This is a genomic window from Thauera phenolivorans (genome assembly GCF_001696715.1).
GTDB classification, from domain to species: domain Bacteria; phylum Pseudomonadota; class Gammaproteobacteria; order Burkholderiales; family Rhodocyclaceae; genus Thauera; species Thauera phenolivorans.
Genome location: NZ_MBFM01000002.1, coordinates 586,416 through 608,944, shown reverse-complemented (window position 1 = coordinate 608,944; position 22,529 = coordinate 586,416). Strand labels below are relative to the sequence as shown.

The 22,529-nt window shown below is 71.0% G+C and carries 26 protein-coding genes; 16 read left to right on the top strand and 10 right to left on the bottom strand.

Annotated elements, in window-relative coordinates; genetic code table 11:
• On the bottom strand, positions 1 to 666 hold a 666-nt coding region (gene pncB / locus BB334_RS06290; RefSeq protein ID WP_068806219.1), incomplete at its 3' end, for a nicotinate phosphoribosyltransferase.
• A 127-nt stretch (positions 667 to 793) separates the two neighbouring features.
• On the opposite strand from pncB, the gene BB334_RS06285 reads away from it, so the two are divergent.
• The 3 genes from BB334_RS06285 to lolD all read left to right on the top strand — a co-directional run bounded on the left by BB334_RS06285 (position 794) and on the right by lolD (position 3,434).
• Positions 794 to 1,357, top strand: a complete 564-nt coding sequence (locus BB334_RS06285) for a bifunctional pyr operon transcriptional regulator/uracil phosphoribosyltransferase PyrR (RefSeq protein WP_068805812.1) — start codon at positions 794 to 796, stop codon at positions 1,355 to 1,357.
• A gap of 123 nt (positions 1,358 to 1,480) precedes the next feature.
• Entirely contained in the window at positions 1,481 to 2,737 is a 1,257-nt protein-coding gene (locus BB334_RS06280) for a lipoprotein-releasing ABC transporter permease subunit (protein WP_068805810.1), read from the top strand.
• Positions 2,730 to 3,434, top strand: coding sequence for a lipoprotein-releasing ABC transporter ATP-binding protein LolD (lolD, locus tag BB334_RS06275; protein WP_068805807.1), 705 nt, complete (start codon positions 2,730 to 2,732; stop codon positions 3,432 to 3,434). The genes BB334_RS06280 and lolD overlap by 8 nt, the downstream gene beginning before the upstream one ends.
• 12 nt (positions 3,435 to 3,446) lie before the next feature.
• On the opposite strand, the gene BB334_RS06270 is transcribed toward lolD, so the two are convergent.
• Positions 3,447 to 3,989: a DUF2062 domain-containing protein gene (locus BB334_RS06270; protein ID WP_068805804.1), complete on the bottom strand. Its 543-nt coding sequence runs from the start codon at positions 3,987 to 3,989 to the stop codon at positions 3,447 to 3,449.
• A 106-nt stretch (positions 3,990 to 4,095) separates the two neighbouring features.
• Between BB334_RS06270 and BB334_RS06265 the strand changes: the two genes are divergently transcribed.
• From BB334_RS06265 to BB334_RS06255, 3 genes are all read left to right on the top strand, one after another.
• The gene (locus BB334_RS06265) at positions 4,096 to 6,456 is read left to right on the top strand and encodes a DNA internalization-related competence protein ComEC/Rec2 (RefSeq protein WP_068805801.1); all 2,361 of its coding nucleotides are present in this window, start codon (positions 4,096 to 4,098) and stop codon (positions 6,454 to 6,456) included.
• A gap of 68 nt (positions 6,457 to 6,524) precedes the next feature.
• Positions 6,525 to 7,427 carry an alpha/beta fold hydrolase gene (locus BB334_RS06260; protein ID WP_068805798.1) on the top strand — a complete coding sequence of 301 codons (903 nt, stop codon included), beginning with the start codon at positions 6,525 to 6,527 and terminating at the stop codon, positions 7,425 to 7,427.
• 11 nt (positions 7,428 to 7,438) lie between these two features.
• Entirely contained in the window at positions 7,439 to 8,143 is a 705-nt protein-coding gene (locus BB334_RS06255) for a DUF599 domain-containing protein (protein WP_068805791.1), read from the top strand.
• Between the two features lie 15 nt (positions 8,144 to 8,158).
• On the opposite strand, the gene rsgA is transcribed toward BB334_RS06255, so the two are convergent.
• The 3 genes from rsgA to BB334_RS06240 are packed head-to-tail and all read right to left on the bottom strand — an operon-like array spanning position 8,159 to position 10,706.
• Positions 8,159 to 9,055, bottom strand: coding sequence for a ribosome small subunit-dependent GTPase A (gene rsgA / locus BB334_RS06250; RefSeq protein WP_068806205.1), 897 nt, complete (start codon positions 9,053 to 9,055; stop codon positions 8,159 to 8,161).
• A 38-nt stretch (positions 9,056 to 9,093) separates the two neighbouring features.
• Complete coding sequence (locus BB334_RS06245; RefSeq protein ID WP_068805788.1) at positions 9,094 to 9,423, bottom strand: hypothetical protein; 330 nt, start codon at positions 9,421 to 9,423, stop codon at positions 9,094 to 9,096.
• A 32-nt stretch (positions 9,424 to 9,455) separates the two neighbouring features.
• Positions 9,456 to 10,706 carry a M48 family metallopeptidase gene (locus BB334_RS06240; protein ID WP_068805784.1) on the bottom strand — a complete coding sequence of 417 codons (1,251 nt, stop codon included), beginning with the start codon at positions 10,704 to 10,706 and terminating at the stop codon, positions 9,456 to 9,458.
• Between the two features lie 125 nt (positions 10,707 to 10,831).
• Between BB334_RS06240 and orn the strand changes: the two genes are divergently transcribed.
• Both orn and BB334_RS06230 read left to right on the top strand, forming a co-directional pair.
• On the top strand, positions 10,832 to 11,380 hold the full coding sequence (gene orn, locus BB334_RS06235; RefSeq protein WP_068805781.1) for an oligoribonuclease: 549 nt from the start codon (positions 10,832 to 10,834) through the stop codon (positions 11,378 to 11,380).
• Position 11,381: 1 nt separating this feature from the next.
• Positions 11,382 to 11,564 (top strand): hypothetical protein, encoded by a 183-nt coding sequence (locus tag BB334_RS06230; RefSeq protein ID WP_068805778.1) that lies wholly within the window; start codon positions 11,382 to 11,384, stop codon positions 11,562 to 11,564.
• Positions 11,565 to 11,576: 12 nt separating this feature from the next.
• Here the strand turns inward: BB334_RS06230 and pgi are convergent, their stop codons facing one another.
• The 3 genes from pgi to rpmE all read right to left on the bottom strand — a co-directional run bounded on the left by pgi (position 11,577) and on the right by rpmE (position 15,256).
• Positions 11,577 to 13,181 (bottom strand): glucose-6-phosphate isomerase, encoded by a 1,605-nt coding sequence (pgi, locus tag BB334_RS06225; protein ID WP_068805775.1) that lies wholly within the window; start codon positions 13,179 to 13,181, stop codon positions 11,577 to 11,579.
• Positions 13,181 to 14,830, bottom strand: coding sequence for an ArnT family glycosyltransferase (locus tag BB334_RS06220; protein ID WP_068805772.1), 1,650 nt, complete (start codon positions 14,828 to 14,830; stop codon positions 13,181 to 13,183). The genes pgi and BB334_RS06220 overlap by 1 nt, the downstream gene beginning before the upstream one ends.
• Before the next feature lie 207 nt (positions 14,831 to 15,037).
• On the bottom strand, positions 15,038 to 15,256 hold the full coding sequence (rpmE, locus tag BB334_RS06215; protein ID WP_068805769.1) for a 50S ribosomal protein L31: 219 nt from the start codon (positions 15,254 to 15,256) through the stop codon (positions 15,038 to 15,040).
• Between the two features lie 192 nt (positions 15,257 to 15,448).
• On the opposite strand from rpmE, the gene BB334_RS06210 reads away from it, so the two are divergent.
• The 5 genes from BB334_RS06210 to BB334_RS06190 all read left to right on the top strand — a co-directional run bounded on the left by BB334_RS06210 (position 15,449) and on the right by BB334_RS06190 (position 18,789).
• The gene (locus BB334_RS06210) at positions 15,449 to 16,435 is read left to right on the top strand and encodes a tRNA dihydrouridine synthase (RefSeq protein WP_068805766.1); all 987 of its coding nucleotides are present in this window, start codon (positions 15,449 to 15,451) and stop codon (positions 16,433 to 16,435) included.
• A 12-nt stretch (positions 16,436 to 16,447) separates the two neighbouring features.
• Positions 16,448 to 17,140, top strand: a complete 693-nt coding sequence (gene trmB / locus BB334_RS06205; RefSeq protein WP_068805763.1) for a tRNA (guanine(46)-N(7))-methyltransferase TrmB — start codon at positions 16,448 to 16,450, stop codon at positions 17,138 to 17,140.
• Positions 17,137 to 17,871 carry a YecA/YgfB family protein gene (locus BB334_RS06200; protein WP_068805760.1) on the top strand — a complete coding sequence of 245 codons (735 nt, stop codon included), beginning with the start codon at positions 17,137 to 17,139 and terminating at the stop codon, positions 17,869 to 17,871. The genes trmB and BB334_RS06200 overlap by 4 nt, the downstream gene beginning before the upstream one ends.
• The gene (locus tag BB334_RS06195) at positions 17,864 to 18,193 is read left to right on the top strand and encodes a YkgJ family cysteine cluster protein (protein ID WP_068805757.1); all 330 of its coding nucleotides are present in this window, start codon (positions 17,864 to 17,866) and stop codon (positions 18,191 to 18,193) included. Before BB334_RS06200 ends, BB334_RS06195 begins: the two co-directional genes overlap by 8 nt.
• Before the next feature lie 236 nt (positions 18,194 to 18,429).
• On the top strand, positions 18,430 to 18,789 hold the full coding sequence (locus BB334_RS06190; protein ID WP_068805754.1) for a YkgJ family cysteine cluster protein: 360 nt from the start codon (positions 18,430 to 18,432) through the stop codon (positions 18,787 to 18,789).
• A 15-nt stretch (positions 18,790 to 18,804) separates the two neighbouring features.
• Here BB334_RS06190 and BB334_RS06185 read toward each other — a convergent pair whose 3' ends face one another.
• Positions 18,805 to 19,686, bottom strand: coding sequence for an ATP adenylyltransferase family protein (locus tag BB334_RS06185; protein WP_068805751.1), 882 nt, complete (start codon positions 19,684 to 19,686; stop codon positions 18,805 to 18,807).
• 83 nt (positions 19,687 to 19,769) lie between these two features.
• Here BB334_RS06185 and BB334_RS06180 point away from each other — a divergent pair, with 83 nt between their 5' ends.
• Positions 19,770 to 19,991, top strand: coding sequence for an RNA-binding S4 domain-containing protein (locus tag BB334_RS06180; RefSeq protein ID WP_068805748.1), 222 nt, complete (start codon positions 19,770 to 19,772; stop codon positions 19,989 to 19,991).
• Between the two features lie 83 nt (positions 19,992 to 20,074).
• The gene (locus tag BB334_RS06175; RefSeq protein ID WP_068805745.1) at positions 20,075 to 21,253 is read left to right on the top strand and encodes a glutaredoxin family protein; all 1,179 of its coding nucleotides are present in this window, start codon (positions 20,075 to 20,077) and stop codon (positions 21,251 to 21,253) included.
• A gap of 28 nt (positions 21,254 to 21,281) precedes the next feature.
• Here BB334_RS06175 and BB334_RS06170 read toward each other — a convergent pair whose 3' ends face one another.
• Positions 21,282 to 21,671 carry a YchJ family protein gene (locus BB334_RS06170; RefSeq protein WP_068805743.1) on the bottom strand — a complete coding sequence of 130 codons (390 nt, stop codon included), beginning with the start codon at positions 21,669 to 21,671 and terminating at the stop codon, positions 21,282 to 21,284.
• A 137-nt stretch (positions 21,672 to 21,808) separates the two neighbouring features.
• Between BB334_RS06170 and BB334_RS06165 the strand changes: the two genes are divergently transcribed.
• Positions 21,809 to 22,489, top strand: coding sequence for a DUF502 domain-containing protein (locus BB334_RS06165; protein WP_068805740.1), 681 nt, complete (start codon positions 21,809 to 21,811; stop codon positions 22,487 to 22,489).
• Positions 22,490 to 22,529: the final 40 nt, after the last annotated feature.

The following is a 22,529-nucleotide window of genomic DNA, read 5'->3' as shown; positions in this document are numbered from 1 at the left end:
GGCCGGCTGGGAGGCGGAGAAGGCTTCGAAGGCCTCGTGCTCGAGCGCGTGCGCCTCGATGTAGGAGTGCGCCATGGTGCCGAACACCGGGATGCCGAAGCGCTGGCCGGCGAGCACGGTGGCGGTGCCGCCGAAGCCGGCGAGGTAGCTCGCGCGCGCCGCGAGCAGCCCGGCCTCGGCGCCGTGGGCGCGGCGCAGGCCGAAATCCACCAGCAGCCTGCCCGGGGCGGCGAGCACGCAGCGCGCCGCCTTGGTGGCGATCAGGCTGGAGAAGTTGATCAGGTTGATCAGCCGGCTCTCGACGAACTGCGCCTCGCCGATCGGTGCCTCGACGCGCAGCACCGGTTCGTCGGGGAAGAAGGCCGTGCCCTCGCGCATCGCATGGACCTCGCCGCTGAAGCGGAAAGCCGCCAGCCAATCGACGAAGTCGTCGCGGAAGCGGCCGCTGTCTCGCAGCCAGGCGAGCTCATCCTCGCGAAAGCGAAGGTTCTCGAGGTAGTCGAGGGCCTGTTCGAGCCCGGCGGCGAGCAGGAAGTTGCGCTGCGCGGGCAGGGCGCGCACGAAGAGTTCGAAGACCGCGGTGTCGTGCATGCCCTCGTCGAAATAGGCCTGCAGCATGGTGAGTTCGTAGAGGTCGGTCAGTAGCGCGCGCTCGCCGTCCATCATTTGCCTGGTCCTCCCCGGGTTCGCGGTGCGGGCGATCGATGCGCCTGGAGCCAGCCGTGCGCATCGCTTATGCTTCGGGCACAGCCGTCGTTCGCGCGCAACGCATCCCCTTACGTCAGAGGTGAGTATGGACCGCCCTCCCGGCAAGCGCACCTGCCTGTACGACACAGAGCAGCTCGATCGGGTGGTCGCCGACATGGCGCGCCAGGCCGCCGGCCTGCTCAACGGCCGCGACAAGGTGGCGGTGATCGGCATCCTGCGCCGCGGCGCGCCGCTCGCCGACCGCCTCACCGCGCTGCTCACCGGGCGCTACGGGATGCCGCCGCCGCTACGGCTCGACCTCTCGATCAAGCGCTACGCGGACGACCTCAGCCTGCTCTATCCGGAAACCCGCCTCACCGAGCAGGCGCAGCACGCCGCGCTCGATCTCGCCGCCTACACCCTGGTGGTGGTCGACGACGTGCTGTACACCGGCCACTCGCTGTTGCGCGCGATCGAATACCTCGCGCGCAAGCAGCCGGCCGAGATCCGCGTCGTGACCCTGGCCGACCGCGGCGCCACCCTGCTGCCGCTGCGCACCGACGTCGTCGGCGTGCGGCTCGACATCGCGCCCGCCGACATCATCGAATGCAACGTGCCGCCCTACGAGCCGGCGTTCCGCATCGAGCTGCTGCAGCCGCAGCGCGCGTAGAGGCGGCGGCCCACGGGGAGGGGCAGCGCTTACATCCGCTGCGCAATTCGGCTTTCCCAAGCGGAGCCATCCCCGGCACAATGGCGGGCTTGTCGACCCCGGTCCGCGGACCCCTCCCATCCGATGCGCTATGAATTTCTCGTCGGCCTGCGCTATACCCGCTCGCGCAAGCGTGCTCAGGGCCGCAACCGCTTCATCTCCTTCATTTCCCTCGTATCGATGTTCGGCATCGCGCTCGGCGTGGCCGCGCTGATCGTGGTGCTGTCGGTCATGAACGGCTTTCAGGAGGAGCTGCGCACGCGCATCCTCGGCGTCGCCTCCCACGTCCAGGTGCATAGCCCGGGCGAGCCGGTGGCGTCCTGGCAACAGGTCGCCGACGAGGCCGTGCGCCATGATTCGGTGCAGGCGGCCGCGCCCTACGTGCAGGAGCAGGGCATGCTGTCCTTCGACCAGACGGTGCGCGGCACGATGGTGCGCGGGATCATCCCCGCGGAGGAGGACAAGGTCGCCGACTTCGCCCGTCACATGCAGTCGGGCAGCTTCGACGCGCTGCAGGCGGGACGCTTCGGCATCCTGCTCGGGCGCGACCTCGCGCTCGCGCTGAAGGTGCGCACCGGCGACAAGGTGACGCTGATCGCGCCGCAGGGTCTGGTGACGCCGGCGGCGGTGCTGCCGCGGGTCAAGCAGTTCGAGGTGGTCGGCATCTTCGAGGCGGGCATGTTCGAGTACGACTCGGCGCTCGCGCTGGTGCACCTGGCCGACGCGCAGGCGCTGTATCGCATGGGCGACGGCGTCAGCGGCGTGCGCCTGAAGCTCGACGACCTGTTCGCCGCGCCGCGGGTGGCGCGCGAACTCGCCGGCATGATCTCGACGCCGGGCCTGATCGTCAGCGACTGGACCCGCAGCCACGCCAACTTCTTCCGCGCGGTGGCACTCGAGAAGACGATGATGACCCTGATCCTGTTCCTCATCGTCGCGGTGGCGGCCTTCAACATCGTTTCCACTCTGGTGATGGCGGTGCAGGAGAAATACGCCGACATTGCGATCCTGCGCACCCTGGGCGCGAGTCCCGCCTCGGTGATGGCGATCTTCGTGCTGCAGGGCTCGATCATCGGCCTCGTCGGCCTGGCCGCCGGGGTCGTCGGCGGGCTGGCGATCGCGCACAACCTCGACATCGTGATTCCGGCGCTGGAGACGCTGACCGGCGCCACCCTGTGGAACAAGGAGATCTACTACATCAACGAGCTGCCCTCGCAGGTGCTGCCGGCGGACGTGATCGGCATCGTCTCGGTATCCTTCGTGCTGACCCTGCTGGCGGCGCTCTATCCGAGCTGGCGCGCATCGAAGGTGAATCCGGCGGAGGCCCTGCGCTATGAGTGAGCAAGCGAAGATCGGAAACGCCGCCGATACGGCGGTGCTGGCCTGCGAGGGCCTGGAGAAGCGCTTCCGCGAGGGCGCCGACGCGGTGCGGGTGCTTTCCGGCGTGGATCTGGCGGTGGCGCGCGGCGAGCGCCTCTCGATCGTCGGCGCCTCGGGTTCGGGCAAGAGCACGTTGCTGCACCTGCTCGGCGGCCTCGACGTCGCCAGCGCCGGCAAGGTGCGACTGATGGGGCGCGACTTCTCGACCCTGTCCGAGGCCGAACGCGGCCGCCTGCGCAACGCCTCGCTCGGCTTCGTGTACCAGTTCCACCACCTGCTCCCGGAATTCAGCGCGCTCGAGAACGTCGCCATGCCGCTCTACATCCGGCGCATGGACAAGGCGCAGGCCGACGAGCAGGCGGCGGCGATGCTCGGCGAGGTGGGCCTCGGCCACCGGCTGGATCACACGCCGGGCGAGCTCTCCGGCGGCGAGCGCCAGCGCGCCGCAATCGCCCGCGCGCTGGTGACGCAGCCGGCCTGCGTGCTCGCCGACGAGCCCACCGGCAACCTCGACCGTCGCACTGCGGAGGCGGTGTTCGACCTCATGCTGTCGCTCAACGAGCGCCTGTCGACCAGCTTCGTCGTCGTCACCCACGACGAGAGCCTGGCGCGCCGCGCGCAGCGCACGCTGCGCCTCGACGACGGCCGCCTGGTCTGAAGCCGGGCGCGTTCAGCGCTGACGCGCGGCCTGACGCTGGCGCCAGGTGCGGATCAGCCACAACCGCCAGGCCGCGCGCACGATGAAGTAACCGCTGATCGAGAGGCTCGCGGCGAGCAGCACGAGGCCGAGCGCGAGCGGCTTGCCCAGCTCCCCCATCCAGTCGATGACTGCCGACATCCAGGTCGACAGGCCCAGGCCGCCGAGTTCGGGCGGCGGGATGAAGTCGGCGCCATTGCCGCCCATCGCCCAGTTGCCGAGGCCGAAGGCGGCGACGTAGAGCGGCACGATCGTGAACGGGTTGCTGTAGAGCGTCGACACCAGCGCGAGCGGCAGGTTGACCCGCAGCAGCACGCAGGCGATCGCCGCGCTGAGCATCTGCAACGGGCCGGGGACGAGGCCGCAGAACAGCCCCACCGCCACCGCGCCGGCGGCGGAGTGGCGGTTCAGATACCACAGGCGCGGGTGCAGCAGCGTGTTCGCGAAGGGCCGGAACCAGCGGTTGCTGCGCACGCTTTCGTGGTCGGGGAGGAGGCGTCGGAGTCGTCTGCGCATGGTGTCGTCCGGCGCGATTCTAGCAGTGCGCCCGGTGGCCGCGGGTGCCCGGCGCGGCGGATTTGATGCTTGTTGTAACGGCAATGTCGTTGGCATTATTGATGCCATGCGCATCAGAACCGTTGTCTTCGCCGCCGGTGTTTGGGCCTTCCAGCAGAGCCAAGGGCTGCCGCCGCCCGCGCTGCTGCACGCGGGGGCGCTGGTCTGGCTGGCGCTCGTGCTGTTCGCTCTTCTCGTCCGCTGGCGCCGGCCCGTGGCTGGGTGGAGGGCGGGCTGCATCCCTTTCCTGCTCGTCCTGCTCGCCTTCGCCGCGGGCTGGCTGTGGGCGGGGCTGCGCGCCGAGTGGCGGCTCGCCGACGCGCTGCCCGCCGCGCTCGAGGGCGAGGATCTCGTCGTCGTCGGCCGCGTCGCCGACCTCCCGCAGCCGTTCGCGCGCGGCGTGCGCTTCGGCTTCGAGCTCGATCCGGTCCAGCCCGAGGGCGTCGCCGCCGGCGCGCCGCGCCGGCTCGCGCTGTCGTGGTACGCGGCGCGCGACGGCGAGCAGGCGATGCCGCAGGTGCGCGCCGGCGAGCGCTGGCGCTTCGTCGTCCGCCTCAAGCGGCCGCATGGCCTCGCCAATCCGCACGGCTTCGACTACGAGGCCTGGTTGCTCGAACGCGGTATCCGCGCCACCGGCTATGTGCGCGGCGAGGCGGTACGGCTCGACGCCGAGCCGGCGGGCGCGCTGCAGTGGCTGCACCTGCGGCGCGGCGAGGTGCGCGAGCGCCTGCTCGCGGTGCTCGGCGAGCGGCCCTACGCCGGCATCGTCGTGGCGCTGGCGGTCGGCGACCAGCGCGCGATCACCCCTGCGCAGTGGGAGGTGTTCCGGCGCACCGGGGTCAATCACCTGGTGGCGATCTCCGGGCTGCACGTCTCGCTCGTGGCGCTCGTCGCAGGGATCGTCTGCGGTGGCCTGTGGCGTCGGGTGCCGGCGTTCAGCCTGCGGCTGGCGGCGCTCAGGATGGCCGCGCTGGCGGGGCTGATCGCGGCGACGGCGTACGCGATGCTCGCCGGCCTCGGCATCCCGGTGCAGCGTGCGCTGCTCATGCTGGCGGCCGCGGCGCTCGCGCTGCTCGCCGGGCGCGAACCCGGTCCTGGTCGCATCCTCGCGTTCGCGCTCGGCGCGGTGCTGGTGGTCGATCCCTGGGCGGTGCTCGCCGCGGGCTTCTGGCTGTCCTTCGCCGCGGTCGGCGTGATCCTCCATCTGCTCGCCGGTCGCCACGGGGTCGGCCGAAGCCAGGGCTGGCGCATCGCGCTGAAGATTCAGCTCGCCTTGCAGTTCGCTCTGGTGCCCGCGCTGCTGCTGCTCTTCCACGCCTTCTCGCTGGTGTCGCTGCCGGCCAACCTGGTGGCGATTCCGCTGGTGAGCTACGTGGTGACGCCGCTCGTGCTGCTCGGCGTGGTGCTGCCGGTGGATTCCCTGCTCGTGCTCGCTCACGCCTGCCTCGGCGCGATGATGGCGTGGCTCGAATGGCTGGCGGGCTTCGAGCGCGCGGTGTGGCAGCAGGCGGCGCCGCCTGCCTGGCTCGTGCTCGCAGGCGCCGCGGCGGTCGGGCTCCTCCTGCTGCCGCGCGGCACGCCGGGCCGGCCGGCGGCGCTGGTGGTGCTCGTGCTGCTGTTCGGTTGGCCGGCGCCGCGGCCGGCCGCGGGCAGCTTCCGCGCCACGGTGCTCGACGTCGGCCAGGGGCTGGCGGTGCATGTGCAGACCGCGCGCCACGATCTGCTGTACGACGCCGGCCCGCCCTACGGACCGTCGGCGGACGCGGGCGCGCGCGTGGTGCTGCCCTGGTTCGCGGCGAACGGGGTGGAGCGGCTGGACCGGCTGCTGCTCTCGCACGACGACGCCGACCATGTGGGCGGCGCCGGCGCCGTGCTGGCCGGGGTCGACACGGGGGAGGTGTTCGCCGGTGGGACGACGCCGGCCGGCGCAGAAGGCCGGCCGCTGCACGCTTGCCGCGTGGACGAGCGCTGGGCGTGGGACGGGGTCGAGTTCGCATTGCTCCATCCCGACGACGAGGGCGACGCGCGGCGCGACAACGACCAGTCCTGCGTGCTGCGGGTGGCGGCGCCGGGCGGCTCGCTGCTGCTGGTTGGCGACCTCGGCAGCGCGGGCGAGGCGGCGATGCTGGCCCGCCAAGGCGCGGCGGCGCTCGCCAGCTCGGTGGTGGTGGTTGGCCACCATGGCAGCCGGACCTCGTCCTCGCCGGCTTTCGTCGATGCGGTCCGGGCCGAGGCGGCGATCCATTCGGCGGGCTACCGCAACCCCTTCGGCCATCCGCATCCGGCGGTGTGGGCGCGCTGGGCCGAAGCGGGCGCGCGCAACTGGCGCACCGACAGCCAGGGCGCGATCCTGGTCGAGGTCGGCGCCGACGGCGTCGCCCTGTCCGCCGCACGCGAGCGCGCACCACGCTACTGGCATGGGCGCTGAGCGGCCGCGCGGCGAGCGGCGATGCTAGACTCGGGCAGACCAATGCCGACCGGAGAGCGAGTCCGACCATGAGCCTGCGTGATCTGTTCACAGCGCCGCCGCCGCCCGAGCGGCCCTATCACGGCCATCGCGAGCGCCGCGTGCAGTGCATCGGCCCACACGGCCTGCACCGCATGGCCTACACCGAGTGGGGCGAGGCCGACAACCCGCGGGTGCTGGTCTGTGTCCACGGCCTCACCCGCAACGGCCGCGATTTCGACGATCTCGCCCGCGCGATGGCCGGCGAATACCGGGTGGTCTGCCCCGACGTGGTCGGCCGCGGCCGCAGCGACTGGCTGGCGATCAAGACCGACTACGGTTTTCCGCTCTACGTGGCCGACATGGTGACCCTCATCGCCCGCCTCGACGTCGAGGAGGTGCACTGGGTGGGTACCTCGATGGGTGGCATCATCGGCATGCTGCTCGCGAGCCAGCCGCACAGTCCGATCAGCCGTCTGGTACTGAACGACGTCGGTCCGGTGATCACCAAGGTGTCGCTCGACCGCATCGGCCAGTACGTCGGGCGTGCCCCGCGGTTCGCCGACATCGCGGCGGCCGAGGCTTACCTCCGTGAGGTCGGTGCGCCCTTCGGGGCGCTCACCGACGCGCAGTGGCGCCATCTCACCGAGTACTCGGTGCGGCCGGTCGAGGGCGGCTTCACGATGGTCTACGATCCCGGCCTCGGTGACCCCTTCCGCGCGAATCCGCCGACGGCCGACATCGACCTGTGGCAGATCTACGATCACGTCGCCTGTCCGACCCTCGCCCTGCGCGGCGCCGAGTCCGATCTGCTCGAGCCCGCCACCTTCGAGGCGATGGGCGAGCGCGGGCCGAAGGCGCAGACCGAGGAGTTCCCAGGCGTCGGCCATGCGCCGATGCTGATGGACCCGGCCCAGATCCAGGTGGTGCGCGACTTCCTCCTCGCCGGCTGAACCCCGCCCCGATGCGCAGCTTCCTGGTCGATACCCTCGGCGTCGCAGACGCCTTCGCGGTCGTCTGGTTTCTCGCCGCGTGGATCGGCTACGGCTGGTTCTCCGAGCGCAGCCGCTGGGCGCAGAACGGCCTGCAGGACGTCGGCGACCAGCATCGCCTGCGCTGGGCGCGCCAGCTGGTTCGGCGCGAGATGCGGATGACCGACGCCGCGCTGGTCGGCAACCTGATGCAGAGCGTGTCGTTCTATGCGAGCACGACGATCTACATCATCGCCGGCCTGCTCGCGCTGCTCGGCACCCTCGACCAGGTGATCCGCTTCGCCTCCGACCTGCCGTTCGCGCGCGAGAGTTCGCGCGCCCTGTGGGAGCTCAAGCTGCTGTTGCTGCTCGGCGTGTTCGTGTTCGCCTACTTCAAGTTCACCTGGGCGCTGCGCGAGTTCAATCTGCTGTCGATCCTGATCGGCGGCACGCCGTGGATGAGGGCGGGGGAGGACGACGCCCGCGCCGAAGCCGCGGCGCAGCGTCTGGGAAAGGTCAATTCGCTCGCCGGCGACGACTTCAACCGCGGCATCCGCGCCTACTACTTCGGGCTCGCCGCGGTGGCCTGGTTCATCCAGCCCGGGCTGTTCATCGGGCTCACCACGGTGATCGTCATCGTGCTGTACCGGCGCGACTTCGCCTCGCCCACGCTGGAAGCCTTCCGCGCCGAGGAATGAGGCGCGGGACGATGCTCACCAGCCCGGATTGAGCCGGCGCGCCTCGCCGATTTCAGTGCGGATGATGCGGAAATGCTCGAAACGGCGCGGCAGGATCTGACCGGCGGCGAGCGCGGCGAGCAGGGCGCAGCCGGGCTCGGCATCGTGGCGGCAGTCGCGGAAGCGGCACTTGCCCAGATGGGGGCGGAACTCCACGAAGGTCTCGCATAGCTCGTCGGCGTCGAGGTGGGCAAGCCCGAAGGCCTGCAGGCCCGGGCTGTCGATCAGCCAGCCGTCGGTGACGCGGTCCTCGCCGAGCGGATAGAGGCGGGCGAAAGTGGTGGTGTGCTTGCCGGTGTCGAGCGCGGTGGAGATCTCGCGGGTGGCGGCCTTCGCCTCGGGCACGAGCGCGTTGGTGAGGGTGGACTTCCCCATCCCCGACTGGCCGACGAAGATGCTGCGCTCTCCGTGCAGGCGCGCGCGCAGCGCGGTCGCGCCGTCGAGCGCGGAGACCTCGAGGATCTCGTAGCCGAGCGTGCGGAAGGGGGCGAGCTGGGCGCGGGCCGCGTCGAGGCGGTCGCCGAGGTCGGCCTTGTTGAGCACGATCAGCGCGGTGATGTCCTGGCTCTCGGCGGCGGCGATGCAGCGCGAGATGAGCAGGTCGGAAAACCCCGGCTCGGTGGCGACGACGATCGCCACCAGGCTCAGGTTGGCGGCGATCAGCTTCTCGCGGAAGGCATCCGAGCGCCACAGCAGGCTGCGGCGCGGATGCAGGTGCTCGATCGCGCCCTGGTCGTCGCCGCCGGGCAGCACGTCCACCTCGTCGCCGCAGGCATAGCTGCTCCGCTTGCCGCGCGGGGTGCAGCGCAGCCGGCCTGCGGAGGTATCGACTTCGTAGTGACGACCGAAGGCGGCGACGATCAGCCCGGGCAGCAGCTTGGCCCCCTGGGCGCGGACGTGGCTGCCTCGGCTCACTTGAACTTGTAGTACTGCTTGTTGAGATAGCCGGCGATGTTGCGCTCGTCCTCGGGGAAGAGGTCGAGGTTGAGCATCGTGGTGCACGCGGTCAGCTGCTGCTCGAGCCCGCTCGGGGTGGTGATGCGGCGGTCGTCGCGCAGGTAGATCGTCGAGCCGTCCTGGTCGCCGAACTTGTCGGCGTGGCAGCCCACGCACAGCTCGGCATGCATCTGCTCGCCGGCCTCGATGTCGGCGTCGTGGAAGGGCTCCGCCGCGGCGGCCGGCAGCGACAGCGCGAGCAGCGCAGTCAGCGCGGCGGCGGGGGCAAGGGTGTGGTTGCTCATGTCGTCCTCCTCGTCTTTCTGATGGTGGGGTGTTACAGCGACTGCAGCCGTGCCACGCGCAACGCGGCCGGCGGGTGGGAATCGAAAAAAGCGGAGTAGAGCGGGTCGGGGGTGAGGGTCGAGGCGTTGTCGCGGTAGAGCTTCACCAGCGCACTGACGAGGTCGGCGGCGTGCGTCTGGCGCGCGGCGTAGGCGTCGGCCTCGTACTCGTGCCGGCGCGACCAGTGACTCGCGAGCGGCGCGAGCGGGAAGGTGAAGGCCGGCAGGGCGAGGAAGAACAGCGCCAGCGCGCTCGCGGTGTCGGTGGCGCTCATGCCGAGCCCGGTGAAGAACCAGGGCTGCTGCATCAGCCAGCCGAGGAGGGCGAGCAGCAGCAGGCTGGCGGGGGCGAGCAGGGCGAGCCGCTTGAGGATGTGGCGGTGGTGGAAGTGGCCGAGCTCGTGGGCGAGGACCGCCTCCACCTCCTCCGGACCGAGCTTGGCGAGCAGGGTGTCGTAGAAGACGATGCGCTTGGCGGCGCCGAAGCCGGTGAAGTAGGCGTTGCCGTGCGCGGAGCGGCGCGAGCCGTCCATCACGAAGAGGCCGCGCGAGCGAAAGCCGCAGCGCGCGAGCAGGGTCTCCACGCGCGCCTTCAGGGCCTGGTCGGCAAGCGGGGTGAAGGTGTTGAACAGCGGCGCGATGAAGGTCGGCCACACGAGCATGAACAGCAGGTTGAAGCCGAGCCACAGCGCCCACACCCAAAGCCACCAGGTGGCGCCCATCGCCTGCATCAGCCACAGCACCGCCGCCAGCAGCGGCAGCCCGACGAGGGCGGCGAGCAGGCCCTCCTTGACCGTGTCGGCGATGAACAGCGCGGGCGTCATGCGGTTGAAGCCGAAGCGCTTCTCGACGACGAAGGTGCGCCACAGGGTGAAGGGCAGCTCGAGCAGCCAGCCGATCACCGCCAGCGAGGCGAGGAGGACGACCCCGTGGGCGATACCGCCGGCCTCTGCGACGCCTGCCCACGCGTCGTGGAGCCACTGCAGGCCACCGCCCAAGGTCAGCCCGAGGACGAGGGCGGTCGACACCGCGAGCTCGGGCAGTGCCAGCCCCATGCGCGCCACCGTGTAGTCGGCCGCGCGCTGGTGCGAGGCGAGGCCGATGGCGTCGGCGAAGGCGGGCGGCACCGTGTCGCGGCGGGCGAGCACGTGCCGCACCTGGCGGCGCATCAGCGCCGCGCGCACGATGGCGCTGGCGAACAGCAGGGCGAGGAAGAGGGCGGCGAGGAGCTTGGCTTCGGGCATGCGGAGCGTCGGGGATGCGCGGGCAGCTGGTGGGGGCGCGTGGTGGACACGGCGATCTCGTCGATCTGTGACACAATCCCGGCCTCATTTGTTTCGCCCAGAAATGTCGGGAAGGCTCGCGGATTATGGCACAGGACCCCAAACACCTCATCTGGCTGGACATGGAAATGACCGGCCTCGAACCGGACCGTGACCGCATCATCGAAATCGCGGTGGTGATCACCGACGAGCGCCTCGAGACCGTCGCCGAGGCGCCGGTGATCGCGGTGCATCAGCCCGACGCCGTACTCGACGCGATGGACGAGTGGAACCGCAACACCCATGGCAAGTCGGGCCTCATCGAGCGGGTGAAGGCCTCGAGCGTGGGCGAGGCGGCAGCCGAGGCGCGCATGCTCGCCTTCCTCGAGGCGTGGGCGCCGGCGCGCAGCTCGCCGATGTGCGGCAACTCGGTGTGCCAGGACCGCCGCTTTCTCGCGCGCTACATGCCGCGCTTCGAGGCCTGGTTCCATTACCGCAACCTCGACGTGTCGACCCTCAAGGAGCTGGCGCGCCGCTGGCGCCCCGAGGTGTACGCGGGGGTGAAGAAAACGGGTGCGCACACCGCGCTCGCCGACATCCAGGAGTCGATCGCCGAGCTGCGCCACTACCGCGACACCTTCCTGAAGCTCGACTGAGATGCCCGACGAACCGCAGTCCGGATCCGCCAGGCAGGCGCCGGCGGCGCACGGCTGGCGCGGCTGGCTGCGACGCAACCGTCGCCGGCTGATCGTGATCGCGCTGGTGGTCGCCTTCTTCTATCTGCTCGGCTACTTCACCCATCCGGTGGCGATCCCCGGCATGTGCAAGATCTACGGCTGAACGCGGGCGGTTTCAGCCGCCCCGCAGTGCGTCGGCGATCGCCATCAGGCTGGCGCTGGTCGCGTCGCGCTCGCCTTCGGCGTCGGCGAGCCGGCGCGCCATCTCCTTGCCGAGCTCGACGCCGTACTGGTCGAAGCTGTTGATGCCCCAGATCCAGCCCTGCACGAAGACCTTGTGCTCATAGAGCGCGAGCAGCTGGCCGAGGTGGAAGGCATCGAGACGCGGCATCAGCAGCGTGGTGCTCGGCTGGTTGCCCGGGCAGACGAGGTGCGGCGCGAGGCGCTCGACCTCGGCCTCCGGCAGGCCCCTGGCGCGCAGCGCGGTGCGCGCGCCGTCGATGTCGCGGCCGTGCATCAGCGCCGCCGCCTGGGCGAAGGCGTTGCCCACCAGGCCGCGCTGGCGCGGCTCGTCGTCACCCACCGGCACGATGAAGTCCATCGGCACGCTGCGCGTGCCCTGGTAGAAGAGCTGGTGGAAGGCGTGCTGACCGACGGTGCCGACACCGCCCCAGACGATCGGCGAGGTGTGCGCCGTGGTGCTGCTGCCGTCGCGCAGCGTGCGTTTGCCGTTGCTCTCCATCTCGAGCTGCTGAAGCCAGGCCGGAAAGTTGCGCAGGCCGTGGGCGTAGGGCAGCACGGCGAGGGTCTCGAGGCCGAGGAAGTCGGTGTTCCACAGCCCGACCAGGCCCATCAGCACCGGCAGGTTGTCGGCGAAGGGGGTGTCGCGGAAGTGCTCGTCGAGGGCGCGCGCGCCGGCGAGCAGGCGATCGAAGGCCTCTTCGCCGAGGCCGACCAGCAGCGGCAGGCCGATCGCCGACCACAGCGAATAACGTCCGCCGACCCATTCCGGCAAAGCGAAGGTGCGCGCGGGATCGATGCCGAATTCCGCCGCCGCCGCGGTGGCGTTGCTGACCGCCGCGAAATGGCGCGACACGTCGGCGCCGGCCGGCAGGCGCGCGCGCAACCAGTCACGGCCTGCCTGTGCGTTGGCGAGGGTCTCCGCGGTGCCGAAGCTCTTCGAGGAGACGATGAACAGGGTGCTCGCCGCGTCTGCGTGTTCGAGCGCCTCCTCGAGATCGCGCGGGTCGATGTTGGCGACGAAGTCGATCGCCACCGGCCGTTCGGCGACGGTCGAGCGCAGCGCTTCGGCCACCAGGCGCGGGCCGAGATCGGAGCCGCCGATGCCGATGTTGATGACGCGGGTGATCGGCGCGTCAGTCGCGCCCGCCACCTGCCCGGCGCGCAGCGCCGCGGCGAACGCGCGCAGCGGGCGCTGGTCGAGCTTGGCACCGGCCGGCGCCGCGCAACTGCCGCGCAGCGCCATGTGCAGCGCCGGGCGTCCCTCGGTGTGGTTGACCGCTTCGCCGCCGAAGAAGGCGCGGATGCCTTCGGCGAGGCCCGCCTCGGTGGCGAGCGCCAGCAGCGCATCGAGCGCTGCCGGGTCGAGGCGCTGTCGCGACAGGTCGAGTGTCAGGCCCTGCCAGTTTCGTGACAGACGATCGAAGCGGCTCACATCATCGACGAACAGGCTGGGCAGGGTGCGGGTCTGCAGCCGGACGGCGTGGTCTTGCAGCGAAGCCCAGGCGGGCAGGGCCTCGGGAGAAAGGGTGGAGGGCATCAGCTGGGCGTCCTGCGATAAAGGCGGTAGAGCTCCTGGCGCTTGCCACCGCCATGGCGGTATTCCCAGATTATGTGCCATTCGGGTGCGATCGTGGCGCTCGCCGAGGGTCGTTCGCCGATGCGCAGCAGCAGCGGGCAGGGGCTGGTGTCTTCCACCACGCGCACCACGCGGATTGCACCGAAATAGTCGAGCGAGGCCCGCACGCCGGGCGGCAGGGGCTCGGCCGCGATGCAGGCCGGCGGCTCGCCGGCGAGCGCCAGCTCGAGCGAGCGCACCATCGGCCGGTAGCTGCGGCTGTGATCGAACCACGGCATCAGCAGCACCACCGCGAGGCACCACAGCATCGTCATTCCCATCGCCCAGCTGGCCGGGCCCCGCGAGGCGGTGCGCGGCAGGCGCCAGACGAAGCCGAGCCAGGCGGCGCAGATCAGCACGCCGAGCACGAGCTGGGTGCCGGCCGCGGTCAGCACGAAGTCGGGTGCGATGCGCGCGACATGGCGCGCGAGGCCCGGCGGCCAGCCGAAGGCCTGAGCGGTCCACCCGAGCCAGACCAGGATGGCGAACACGCCGAAGGTCATCAGCGCGAACCAGTCGAAGGCGTTCGCCGCGCCGCGCCGCAGGCTGGGCACGCCGCCGGCAGCGAGCAGGGCGGTGGCCGGCACCAGCGGGATCAGCCGGGCCTGGCGCGGCTCGCCGATGAAGATCAGCCAGACCAGTACGAGCATCAGCGACAGCCCGGGCAGCAGCCAGGGCAGGGTCGCGAACTTGCGCCCTGCGCGCCACAGCGACCACAGCGCGATCGGCCACAGCGGCCAGGTGAACCAGCCGAGCAGCTCCGCCTGCGTGCCGAGATCCGCGAGCACGGGCGCGTGCAGCTGGATGTCGAGCCACTGCGCCGCAAGCCAGCGGTTGAACTGCGCAGGTTCGAGCAGGTGCAGGGCGAGCGGCCACGCCGCCATCAGCACGAGGGCGAGGCTGAGGCCGAGCAGCAGCCCGCCGCTCGCGCGCGGAGAGCGACAGTCCGGGCTCAGCAGCAGGGCGAGCGGAAACAGCGGCAGGCTCAGCAGCAGGCCGGGCAGGCCGGCGGCGAGAAACGCGAGTGCGCTGCCGAGGCCGGCCTGCAGGCTGCCGCCCACCGGCTGCACGGGCACGCGGGCGAGCCCGCGCAGGGTGAGGGCGAGCATCGCGAACAGCGCGAGCAGCGGCTGGGTCTCGTGTGCGTGGATCACCAGGCCGAGGGTGCCGAGGGTCAGCAGCGCTGCCGGCGTGCGAGTGGGGCGGCCGTACAGCGCCTCGGCGGTGCGCGCGACGAGGAAGATGCCCATCGCGGTGAACAGCACGCTCGCGAGGCGGGCACCCTCGTGCGCCGCGAGGAATCCGCTCGCCGCCCAGGCCAGCACGGACGCGGTCCAGTAGTAGAGCGGCGGGTACTCGTACATCGGCTCGCCGCCGAGCATCGGCAGCAGCCAGCCCTCGCCGCGCAGCATCGAGACGACCGGGCCGAGATGGCGGGCATCGTCGCCACGCCAGGGGTCGTGGCCGGTGAGGCCGACCAGCAGGTACAGGCCGACGAGCACGCTGAGACCCAGCGTGCCGTAGATCCTGCGCTGGAGCAGCGAGTCTTGGGAGGTCGGACTTTCGTTCATGCGCGTTCGGAATCGGGTGGTGCGCGAAGCGCGGGGGAGTCGGGGCGCAGACCGCTGCGCCAGCCCGATTCTATCCGCCCGCCGCCGCTGTGATGACGATGATGGACGAACGGCGGGGGCGGCGGCAGATCGGCGGGCAACAAAAAAGGCAGCCGAAGCTGCCTTTTTTACTGCCCGCGCCGGCATTTCGCACGGTGCGGTCGGCGATCAGCTCAGGCGCTGAACGTTGCCGTACTTCTGGCGGAAGCGCTCGACGCGGCCGGCGGTGTCCACGATCTTCTGCTTGCCGGTGTAGAACGGGTGGCACGCGGCGCACACTTCGACGTGCAGTTGCGGCTTGCTGATGGTCGAGCGGGTGGTGAAGGAGTTGCCGCAGGAGCAGGTGACGCTCACGTCCTGATACTTGGGATGGATATCCGCTCTCATGTCTGTTCCTTACATGCGGGCGGAGGATGTGACCGCCCTGATTGATTAAGCGCGCGATTATCTCTCAGGCCTTGGCGAAAGGCAAGAATTGCGCACTCGACGCGTCCGGTGCGCGGGGCGGATCGATTACAATCCGGCGCACATTTCAACCTGGCAATCGCCCGCGCGCGCGGGCTCGAGGAGAGAAGCGCCGTGCGTCTGCTGCTCGCGCCGATGGAAGGGCTGCTGGACCACGTGCTGCGCGCGGTCCTCGCCCAGGCTGCCGACTACGATCATGCGGTGAGCGAGTTCGTCCGCGTCACCGATGCGCTGCTGCCTGCGCGCGCCTTCCGCCGCATCGTCCCCGAACTCGACCGCCCCGGCTGCACCGCTGGCGCGATGCCGGTGCGGGTGCAGCTGCTCGGCTCCGATCCCGCCTGCCTGGCCGACAACGCCGCCCGCCTCGCCGAGCTCGGCGCGGCGGGCGTCGATCTCAACTTCGGTTGCCCGGCGCCGGTGGTCAATCGCCATCGCGGTGGCGCGGTCCTGCTCGACGAGCCCGAGCTGCTCCACGAGATTGCGCGCGCGGTGCGCGCCGTGGTGCCGGCCGACGTGCCGTTCACCGCCAAGATGCGGCTCGGCGTCGGCGACAAGGGCAGGGCAGTCGAATGCGCGCAGGCGCTGGAGGCCGGCGGAGTCGAGACCCTGGTGGTGCATGCCCGCACCCGCGACGAGGGCTACCGGCCGCCGGCGCACTGGGAGTGGGTGGCGCGGGTGGACGAGGCGGTGGCGGTCCCGGTGGTCGCCAACGGCGAGGTATGGACCGCTGCCGACTGGCTGGCCTGCCGTGATCGATCGGGCGTCGCCGATGTCATGCTCGGGCGTGGCGCGGTCGCCGATCCCTTTCTCGCCGCGCGCATCCGCGCCGGCGAGCTCGTCGTGCCCGACGACGACAGGCGCGCACGCGAGTGGAGCGCCCTGCAGCCGCTGATCGCCGACTTCTGGCGCCGGGTACGCGCCAACTGCGCGCCGCGCCACGCCCCCGGCCGGCTCAAGCAGTGGCTCAACCTGCTGCGCCGCAACTACCCGCAGGCCGAGCAGCTGTTCCGCACGGTGCGTCCGCTCGGCGAGCCCGCCGCGGTCGATCGCGCCCTGGCGGCCGAGGGCATCGGCTGCGCCGCGCTGGCGCGGGCCGCCTGAGGAATTCCCGTAATGAGCTACGCCAATTCCCGCATTCCCGAGAGCGCCCAGCAGGGCATCCACGAGAATCTCGCCCGGCTGGTCGACAAGCACCTTGCCGAGCCCTTCCGCAAGCCCTTCGCCGACTACAACCGCGCCGCCCTCGAGGCCGCCCTCGCCGGCCGCCCGCCGGGCGCGCCGCTGATCCTCGACGCCGGCTGCGGCGTCGGCCACAGCACGATTCAGCTCGCGCGCGCCCATCCCGACCACTGGGTGATCGGCGTCGACCAGTCGGCTGACCGCCTCGCGCGGCGCAAGCCCTATCCTGCTGCGCTGATGCCGACCAACATGGTGTTCGTGCGTGCCGATCTGGTCGATTTCTGGCGCCTGCTCGACGAGGCGGGGCTGCGCCTGGCGCGCCACTACATCCTGTACCCGAACCCGTGGCCGAAGATCGGCCACGTCACCCGGCGCTGGCATGCGCATCCGGTGTTCCCGTTCGTGGTGCGGCTGGGCGGCGTGCTCGAATGCCGCACCAACTGGCGCGTCTATGCGGAGGAATTCGCCTTCGCCCTCGGCCGCATCCTCGGCGCGCCGGTTCCCTGGGAAACCTTCGAGGCGCCCGCGCCGCTGACGCCCTTCGAGCGCAAGTACCGCGATTCCGACCAGCTGCTGTACCGTGTCGTCACCGAACTCGCTGCATCCCCTTCCGGAGAACAAGCATGACTAGCGCCAACCCCAATCCCCACCTGATGAGCGACGACGATTTCGAGGCGCTCGAGGAGATCCTGACTTCCGAGGTCGTGCCCGAGGACTGCATGGACCTCGAGATGCTCGACGGCTTCCTCGCCGGCGTGCTGATGTCCCCGCGCGTGATCCCGGCCGAGCGCTGGCTGCCGGCGGTGTGGTCGGCGCACGGCGACGAAGCCTCGTTCGGCGGCGGTAGCGGGCTGCAGCGTGCGATCCGCCTGGTCAAGGCCTACTACAACGAGATGGCGACCACGATCGGCCTCGACGAGGACGTGGAGGAGTGCTGGGAGCCGTTCTGCTTCGCGATCGCCGAGGGCGACACCCTGCAGCTGGGCGAGGAGTGGATCGAGGGCTTCGCCCAAGGCCTCGACCTGTGGCCGCAGGGCTGGGAGGAGGGGCTGCCCGAGGATGCGGTGGAGGCGGTGCGCGCCACCCTCGACGAGGTGCTCGCGCCCTGGGGCGAGGACGAGGCCGCGCAGGCCGACGAGGAGACGCGGCTGGGCTGGCTCGAGGCGGTCGGCGATGCGGTCAACGACGTCTTCGCGCATTGGCGCGACCTCGAGCTGCCCGCGCCGCAACCGCTCGCGGCCGACGCGGCGGTCGCGCCCGCGGCCGCCACCCCCGGCCGCAACGATCCCTGCCCCTGCGGCAGCGGCAAGAAGTACAAGAAGTGCTGCGGCGCGATCAACGAGCCGGATGATGCGTGAAGACCCCTGCACCCGGTGCGGCGCATGCTGCGCCGCCTTCCGCGTGGACTTCCACCGCTCGGAGCTGGCGAGCGCCACGCCGGGCGGCGTACCGGACGCGCTCACCGTGCCGGTGACCGCCACCCTGGTGCGGATGCGCGGCACCGACGCGGCGCCCGCGCGCTGCGTCGCGCTGGCGGGTGAGATCGGCCGCTCGGTGCGGTGCACGATCTATGCTGGGAGGCCTTCGCCGTGCCAGGAGTTCGCGCCCTATGCGCCGCTCGGCATCGGCGACGACGCCTGCGCCCGCGCCCGGCGCAGGCAGGGGCTGGCACCGCTCTGAGCGGCGTTTTTCATTCCTCCGAATATTTCCGCAAGTCACTGATCCATAAAGTTTTAAATCGCCTCTTGCGCGCGCGCGACAGATCGCTAGAATCCGCGCGCCGAGGTCGATCGACCGCCCTTGAATCTTCCTGACCGCACCGGGTTTTTACGGTGCAGGTTCCGCGAGCGCAACGTGCGTGGTCGGCCCGGTGGTGCGCCCCTCTGCCACCCCCATAGCCCGCGACGGAACACGCGATGGAAGACTTCAACCCCTGCCTCGATTGCGGCATCTGCTGCACCCACTTCCGCATCTCCTTCTACTGGGGCGAGATCGACGAGGTGCCCGGCGGCTTCGTGCCGACCGCGATGACCGAGAAGCTCAATCACCACATGAGCTGCATGAAGGGCAGCAACGCGGTGCCGCGCCGCTGCAGCGCGCTCTCCGGCACGGTGGGCGAGCAGGTCGCGTGCACGATCTACGAGAACCGGCCGACGCCCTGCCGCGAGTTTCCGGTCTATTTCGAGGACGGCAGTCCCAATCCCAAGTGCGACGAGTTGCGGGCGACGATCGGCCTGCCGCCCTTGCCCGACTTTTCGCTGCCGCACGCCGCCTGAGCGGGGCCGATCCCCTTACCCGTTCGCGGGGAAGCAGACCGCCGCCAGTACCGCGAGCGGGCCGGCGGCGCGGATGCGCTCGATCTGGCCGCAGTTGCGCGCGAAAAGCGAGCCGGCGAAGCCGAGCGAATTGACCGAGACGTCGGTCCACTTCTCGCAGCGACGCGGTACCAGCAGCAGCCAGTCACGGATCACCAGCAGGTTGTAGGGGGGCATCGGGTCGGCCGCAGGCGGCAGCCCGACGCGCGCGCAGGCGGCGGCGAAGGCGTCCGCCAGCATCGCGCCGCCCGCCTCGGCGGATGGCCACGCGCGCGGCAGGCGGACCAGGGCGTGGCGCCAGGGCAGCAGCGCGCTGCTCACCACCTCGCCCTCGCGCACGTCGGGCAGACTGGCGGCGAGCGCACCCAGGCCATGGTCGGGCACCCACTGCAGGTGTTTGTGGGCCTGGCTGGCGCCGGCCTCGGTGCCGCCGTTGTAGAAGCCGAGCCCGCCGTGGCAGCGGATCACCGCCGCGAGCGCGTCGAAGTCGGCGGCGGTGAGCGGCGCCGTCTGCGCCTCGTAACGGCGGGTGACGATCAGCAGGTGGCGCGCGATCACCGGGAACTTGTTGAGCACCACGAGGTGGTCGGTGCCGAGTTCGGCCACGGTCAGCGCCGGCTCGGGCGGGAGGAAGGGATTGAAGGCCGGGTCGCGCCGGATCACGGTGTCGACCCGCGCCTGCTCCTTGAGCGCGAGCGACGAGATCCAGCGTACAGAAAAGGGCAGGCCCGCCTCGCTGAGCTCGGTGCACTCGGTGCGGATCGGCTGCAGCGCGCCGCTCTCCAGCGCAAGGGTGGTCACCCGGTCGGCCCGGGCAAGGAGGTCGTCGTCAGCGGCGAAAGGGTACGGGCTGTTCATCTTGGCGGGTGGCGGGAGACAATCCCGTAATTCTGACATGGCCGCGGCGCCCTTTGCCGGGTGCCGCCTGCGGGAGCAAGACGATGACGATCACCTTTGCCGTGCGCGGCGACCACATCCAGCTCGACCAGCTGCTGAAGGCCTGCGGCTTGGTGGATTCGGGCGGCGCCGCCCATGCCGCGGTGGAGTCCGGCCAGGTGCGGGTCGATGGTCGCCCGGAGAACCGCAAGCGCGCCAAGTTGCGCGCCGGGCAGCGGGTCCGCTTCGGCGACCAGGACATCGTGCTGGTCGCCGCCCAAACCTGAACCCCGCGTCGCGCCGGCCGCGGGCCGGGCCGCCATTGCCCGTGGTCAACGCCCGACGCGCCGGTGCGGCCTATGCTGTCTCCATGACCTGGCTGCGTGCGCTCGTCTTCCTGTTGAGCTGCCTGTCCGTGCCGGCAGCGGCGGCGGAAGTGGCGGTGCATCTGTTCGAGCGCGAGGGCTGTCCGCACTGCGCGCTCGCCGCCGCCGAACTCGAGCGTCAGGTGGGGCAGGGCGTCGACGTCGTGCTGCGCCGCCACGAGATCGATGGCGACGAAGCCGCACGCCAGCGCTTTGCCGCGCTGGTCGCGCTGTTCGGCATCGAACGGCCGGCGGTGCCGCTGGTGCTGATCGGCAGCCGCGGCTTCATCGGCTTCGACGATGCCGGGGGCGTGGGTGCCGCCTACGCCGAGGCGATCGCCGCTTGCCGCCGCGACGGTTGCGAGGACCTCGTCGCGGGTCTGGCTGCGGAGGGCGGCACGGAAGGGGATGTCGGCGCCGCCACGGCGCCGGTGCGCAGCCGCGTCAGCCTGCCGCTGTTCGGCGAGGTCGAGCTCGCCAACCTGTCGCTGCCGCTGCTCACCGTGGTGCTCGGCGCCCTCGACGGCTTCAACCCCTGCGCGATGTGGGTGCTCGTCTTCCTGCTCGGCCTCCTGCTGCCGATGCAGGACGCCGCGCGGCGCTGGATCCTGGGCGGCGCCTTCATCCTCGCCTCGGCGGCGGTCTACTACGGGTTCATGGCGGCCTGGCTCAACGCGCTGCTGCTGCTCGGCATGTCGCAATGGGTGCGGCTGGCGGTCGCGCTGGTGGCGCTCCTCGCCGGTGCACACTACCTGCGCGAGTGGCTGCGCAACCCGGCGATGGTGTGCGAGGTCACAGCGCCCGAGCGGCGGCGGGCGGTGTTCGCGCGACTGCGTGCCGCGGCGGGTCAGCCCGGCCTGCTGCTCGCGCTCGCCGGCATCGTCGGCCTCGCGGTGGCGGTGAACCTGGTCGAACTATTGTGTTCGGCGGGCCTGCCCGCGGTGTATGCGCAGATGCTGACGATGAGCGCGCTGCCGGCCTGGCAGCACTACGCCTACCTCGCGCTCTACGTCTTCGTCTTCATGCTCGACGACTTGCTGGTGTTCATGATCGCGATGACGACCCTGCGCATCACCGGCGCCTCGGCGCGGCTGACCCGGGCCTCGCGCCTGCTCGGCGGGGTGCTGCTGCTCGCCATCGGCCTGGCGATGCTGTTCCGGCCGCAGTGGCTCGCCCTCGGCTGAGTCCTGCGGGCGGGGCCGCGCGGCGGCGTCAGTCCGCGTGGATGTCGCCGTCGACGTAATACCAGCGGCCGTCCTCGCACACGAAGCGGCTCGTCTCGTGCAGGCGATGGGCGCGGCCGCCGATGCGGTAGCGGGCGACAAACTCGACGGTGGCTTGCGTCGCGTCCCGCTTCGCGTGCGCCTTCAGCCGGAGGCCGATCCACTTCGGCCGCGGCTCCTCGTCGAGCGCGAGCTCGGCGGGCCGGGTCGAAGGGTGCCAGGTGGCGAGGAGGTAGGCGGCGTCGCCGAGGGTGAACGCGGTATAGCGCGAACGCATCAGCGCAGCGGCGTCGGCCGCCGGGCGGGCGCCGGCGAGCGCCGGGCCGCAGCACTGGTCGAAGGGCTTGCCGGTGCCGCAGGGACAGGGGGCGGGCTTCATGGAAGGTGGGGGGCGATCGGGGAGGGGTGCGGAGGCCGCCATTGTGCCGCGTCCTTCGGTCGCCGGCGCAGCGCTGTTCGTGGCGGCGCCATGTCGATGCGGTATGCTCGGCCGGTTCGAACTCTCGCCTGCCCGCCATGCAACCCGAAACCCAAGTGCGGATCCGCCACACCCGCCGCTATCTGCTGCTCGGCCTGCTGACCGCGGCGCCGCTGTGGGTGACCTGGCTGGTGTTCGACTTCATCTTCTCCCAGCTGTCGCGGCTGGGCGCGCCCGGCGTCGCGGCGATCGCGCGCGGCCTGCGGCGCAACTGGCCGGAGATGGCCGATTTCGTGCTGCTGCCGGTGTTCCAGTCGGTGCTCGCGGCGGTGTTCACCCTGCTGGTGTTCTACGTGCTCGGCTGGTTCGCCTCGCACGTGATCGGGCAGCGCATCATCGGCTGGCTCGAGCGCCTGGTGCAGAGCATCCCGCTGGTGGCGGCGATCTACGGCGGCACCAAGCGCCTGCTCGCGGCGGTCAAGGAAAAGCCCGCCGGGGTGCAGCGGGTGGTGCTGATCAACTTTCCCTCGTCGGAGATGAAGGCGGTGGGCTTCGTCACCCGGGTGATCCAGGACGAGCACAGCGGCGAGGATCTCGCCGCTGTGTACGTGCCCACCTCGCCCAACCCCACCTCGGGCTACATCGAGATCGTGCCGGTGTCGCAGGTAGTGTCGACCGACTGGACGATGGACGAGGCGATGAGCTTCGTCATGACCGGCGGCGCCACCTCGCCCGACCGGATCCGCTTTCGCAACCCGCCATCGGGGCCGGGCGCCTAGTCGGCCAGACAGCGCATTGCTCCGGGATTTCGCCCGCTTC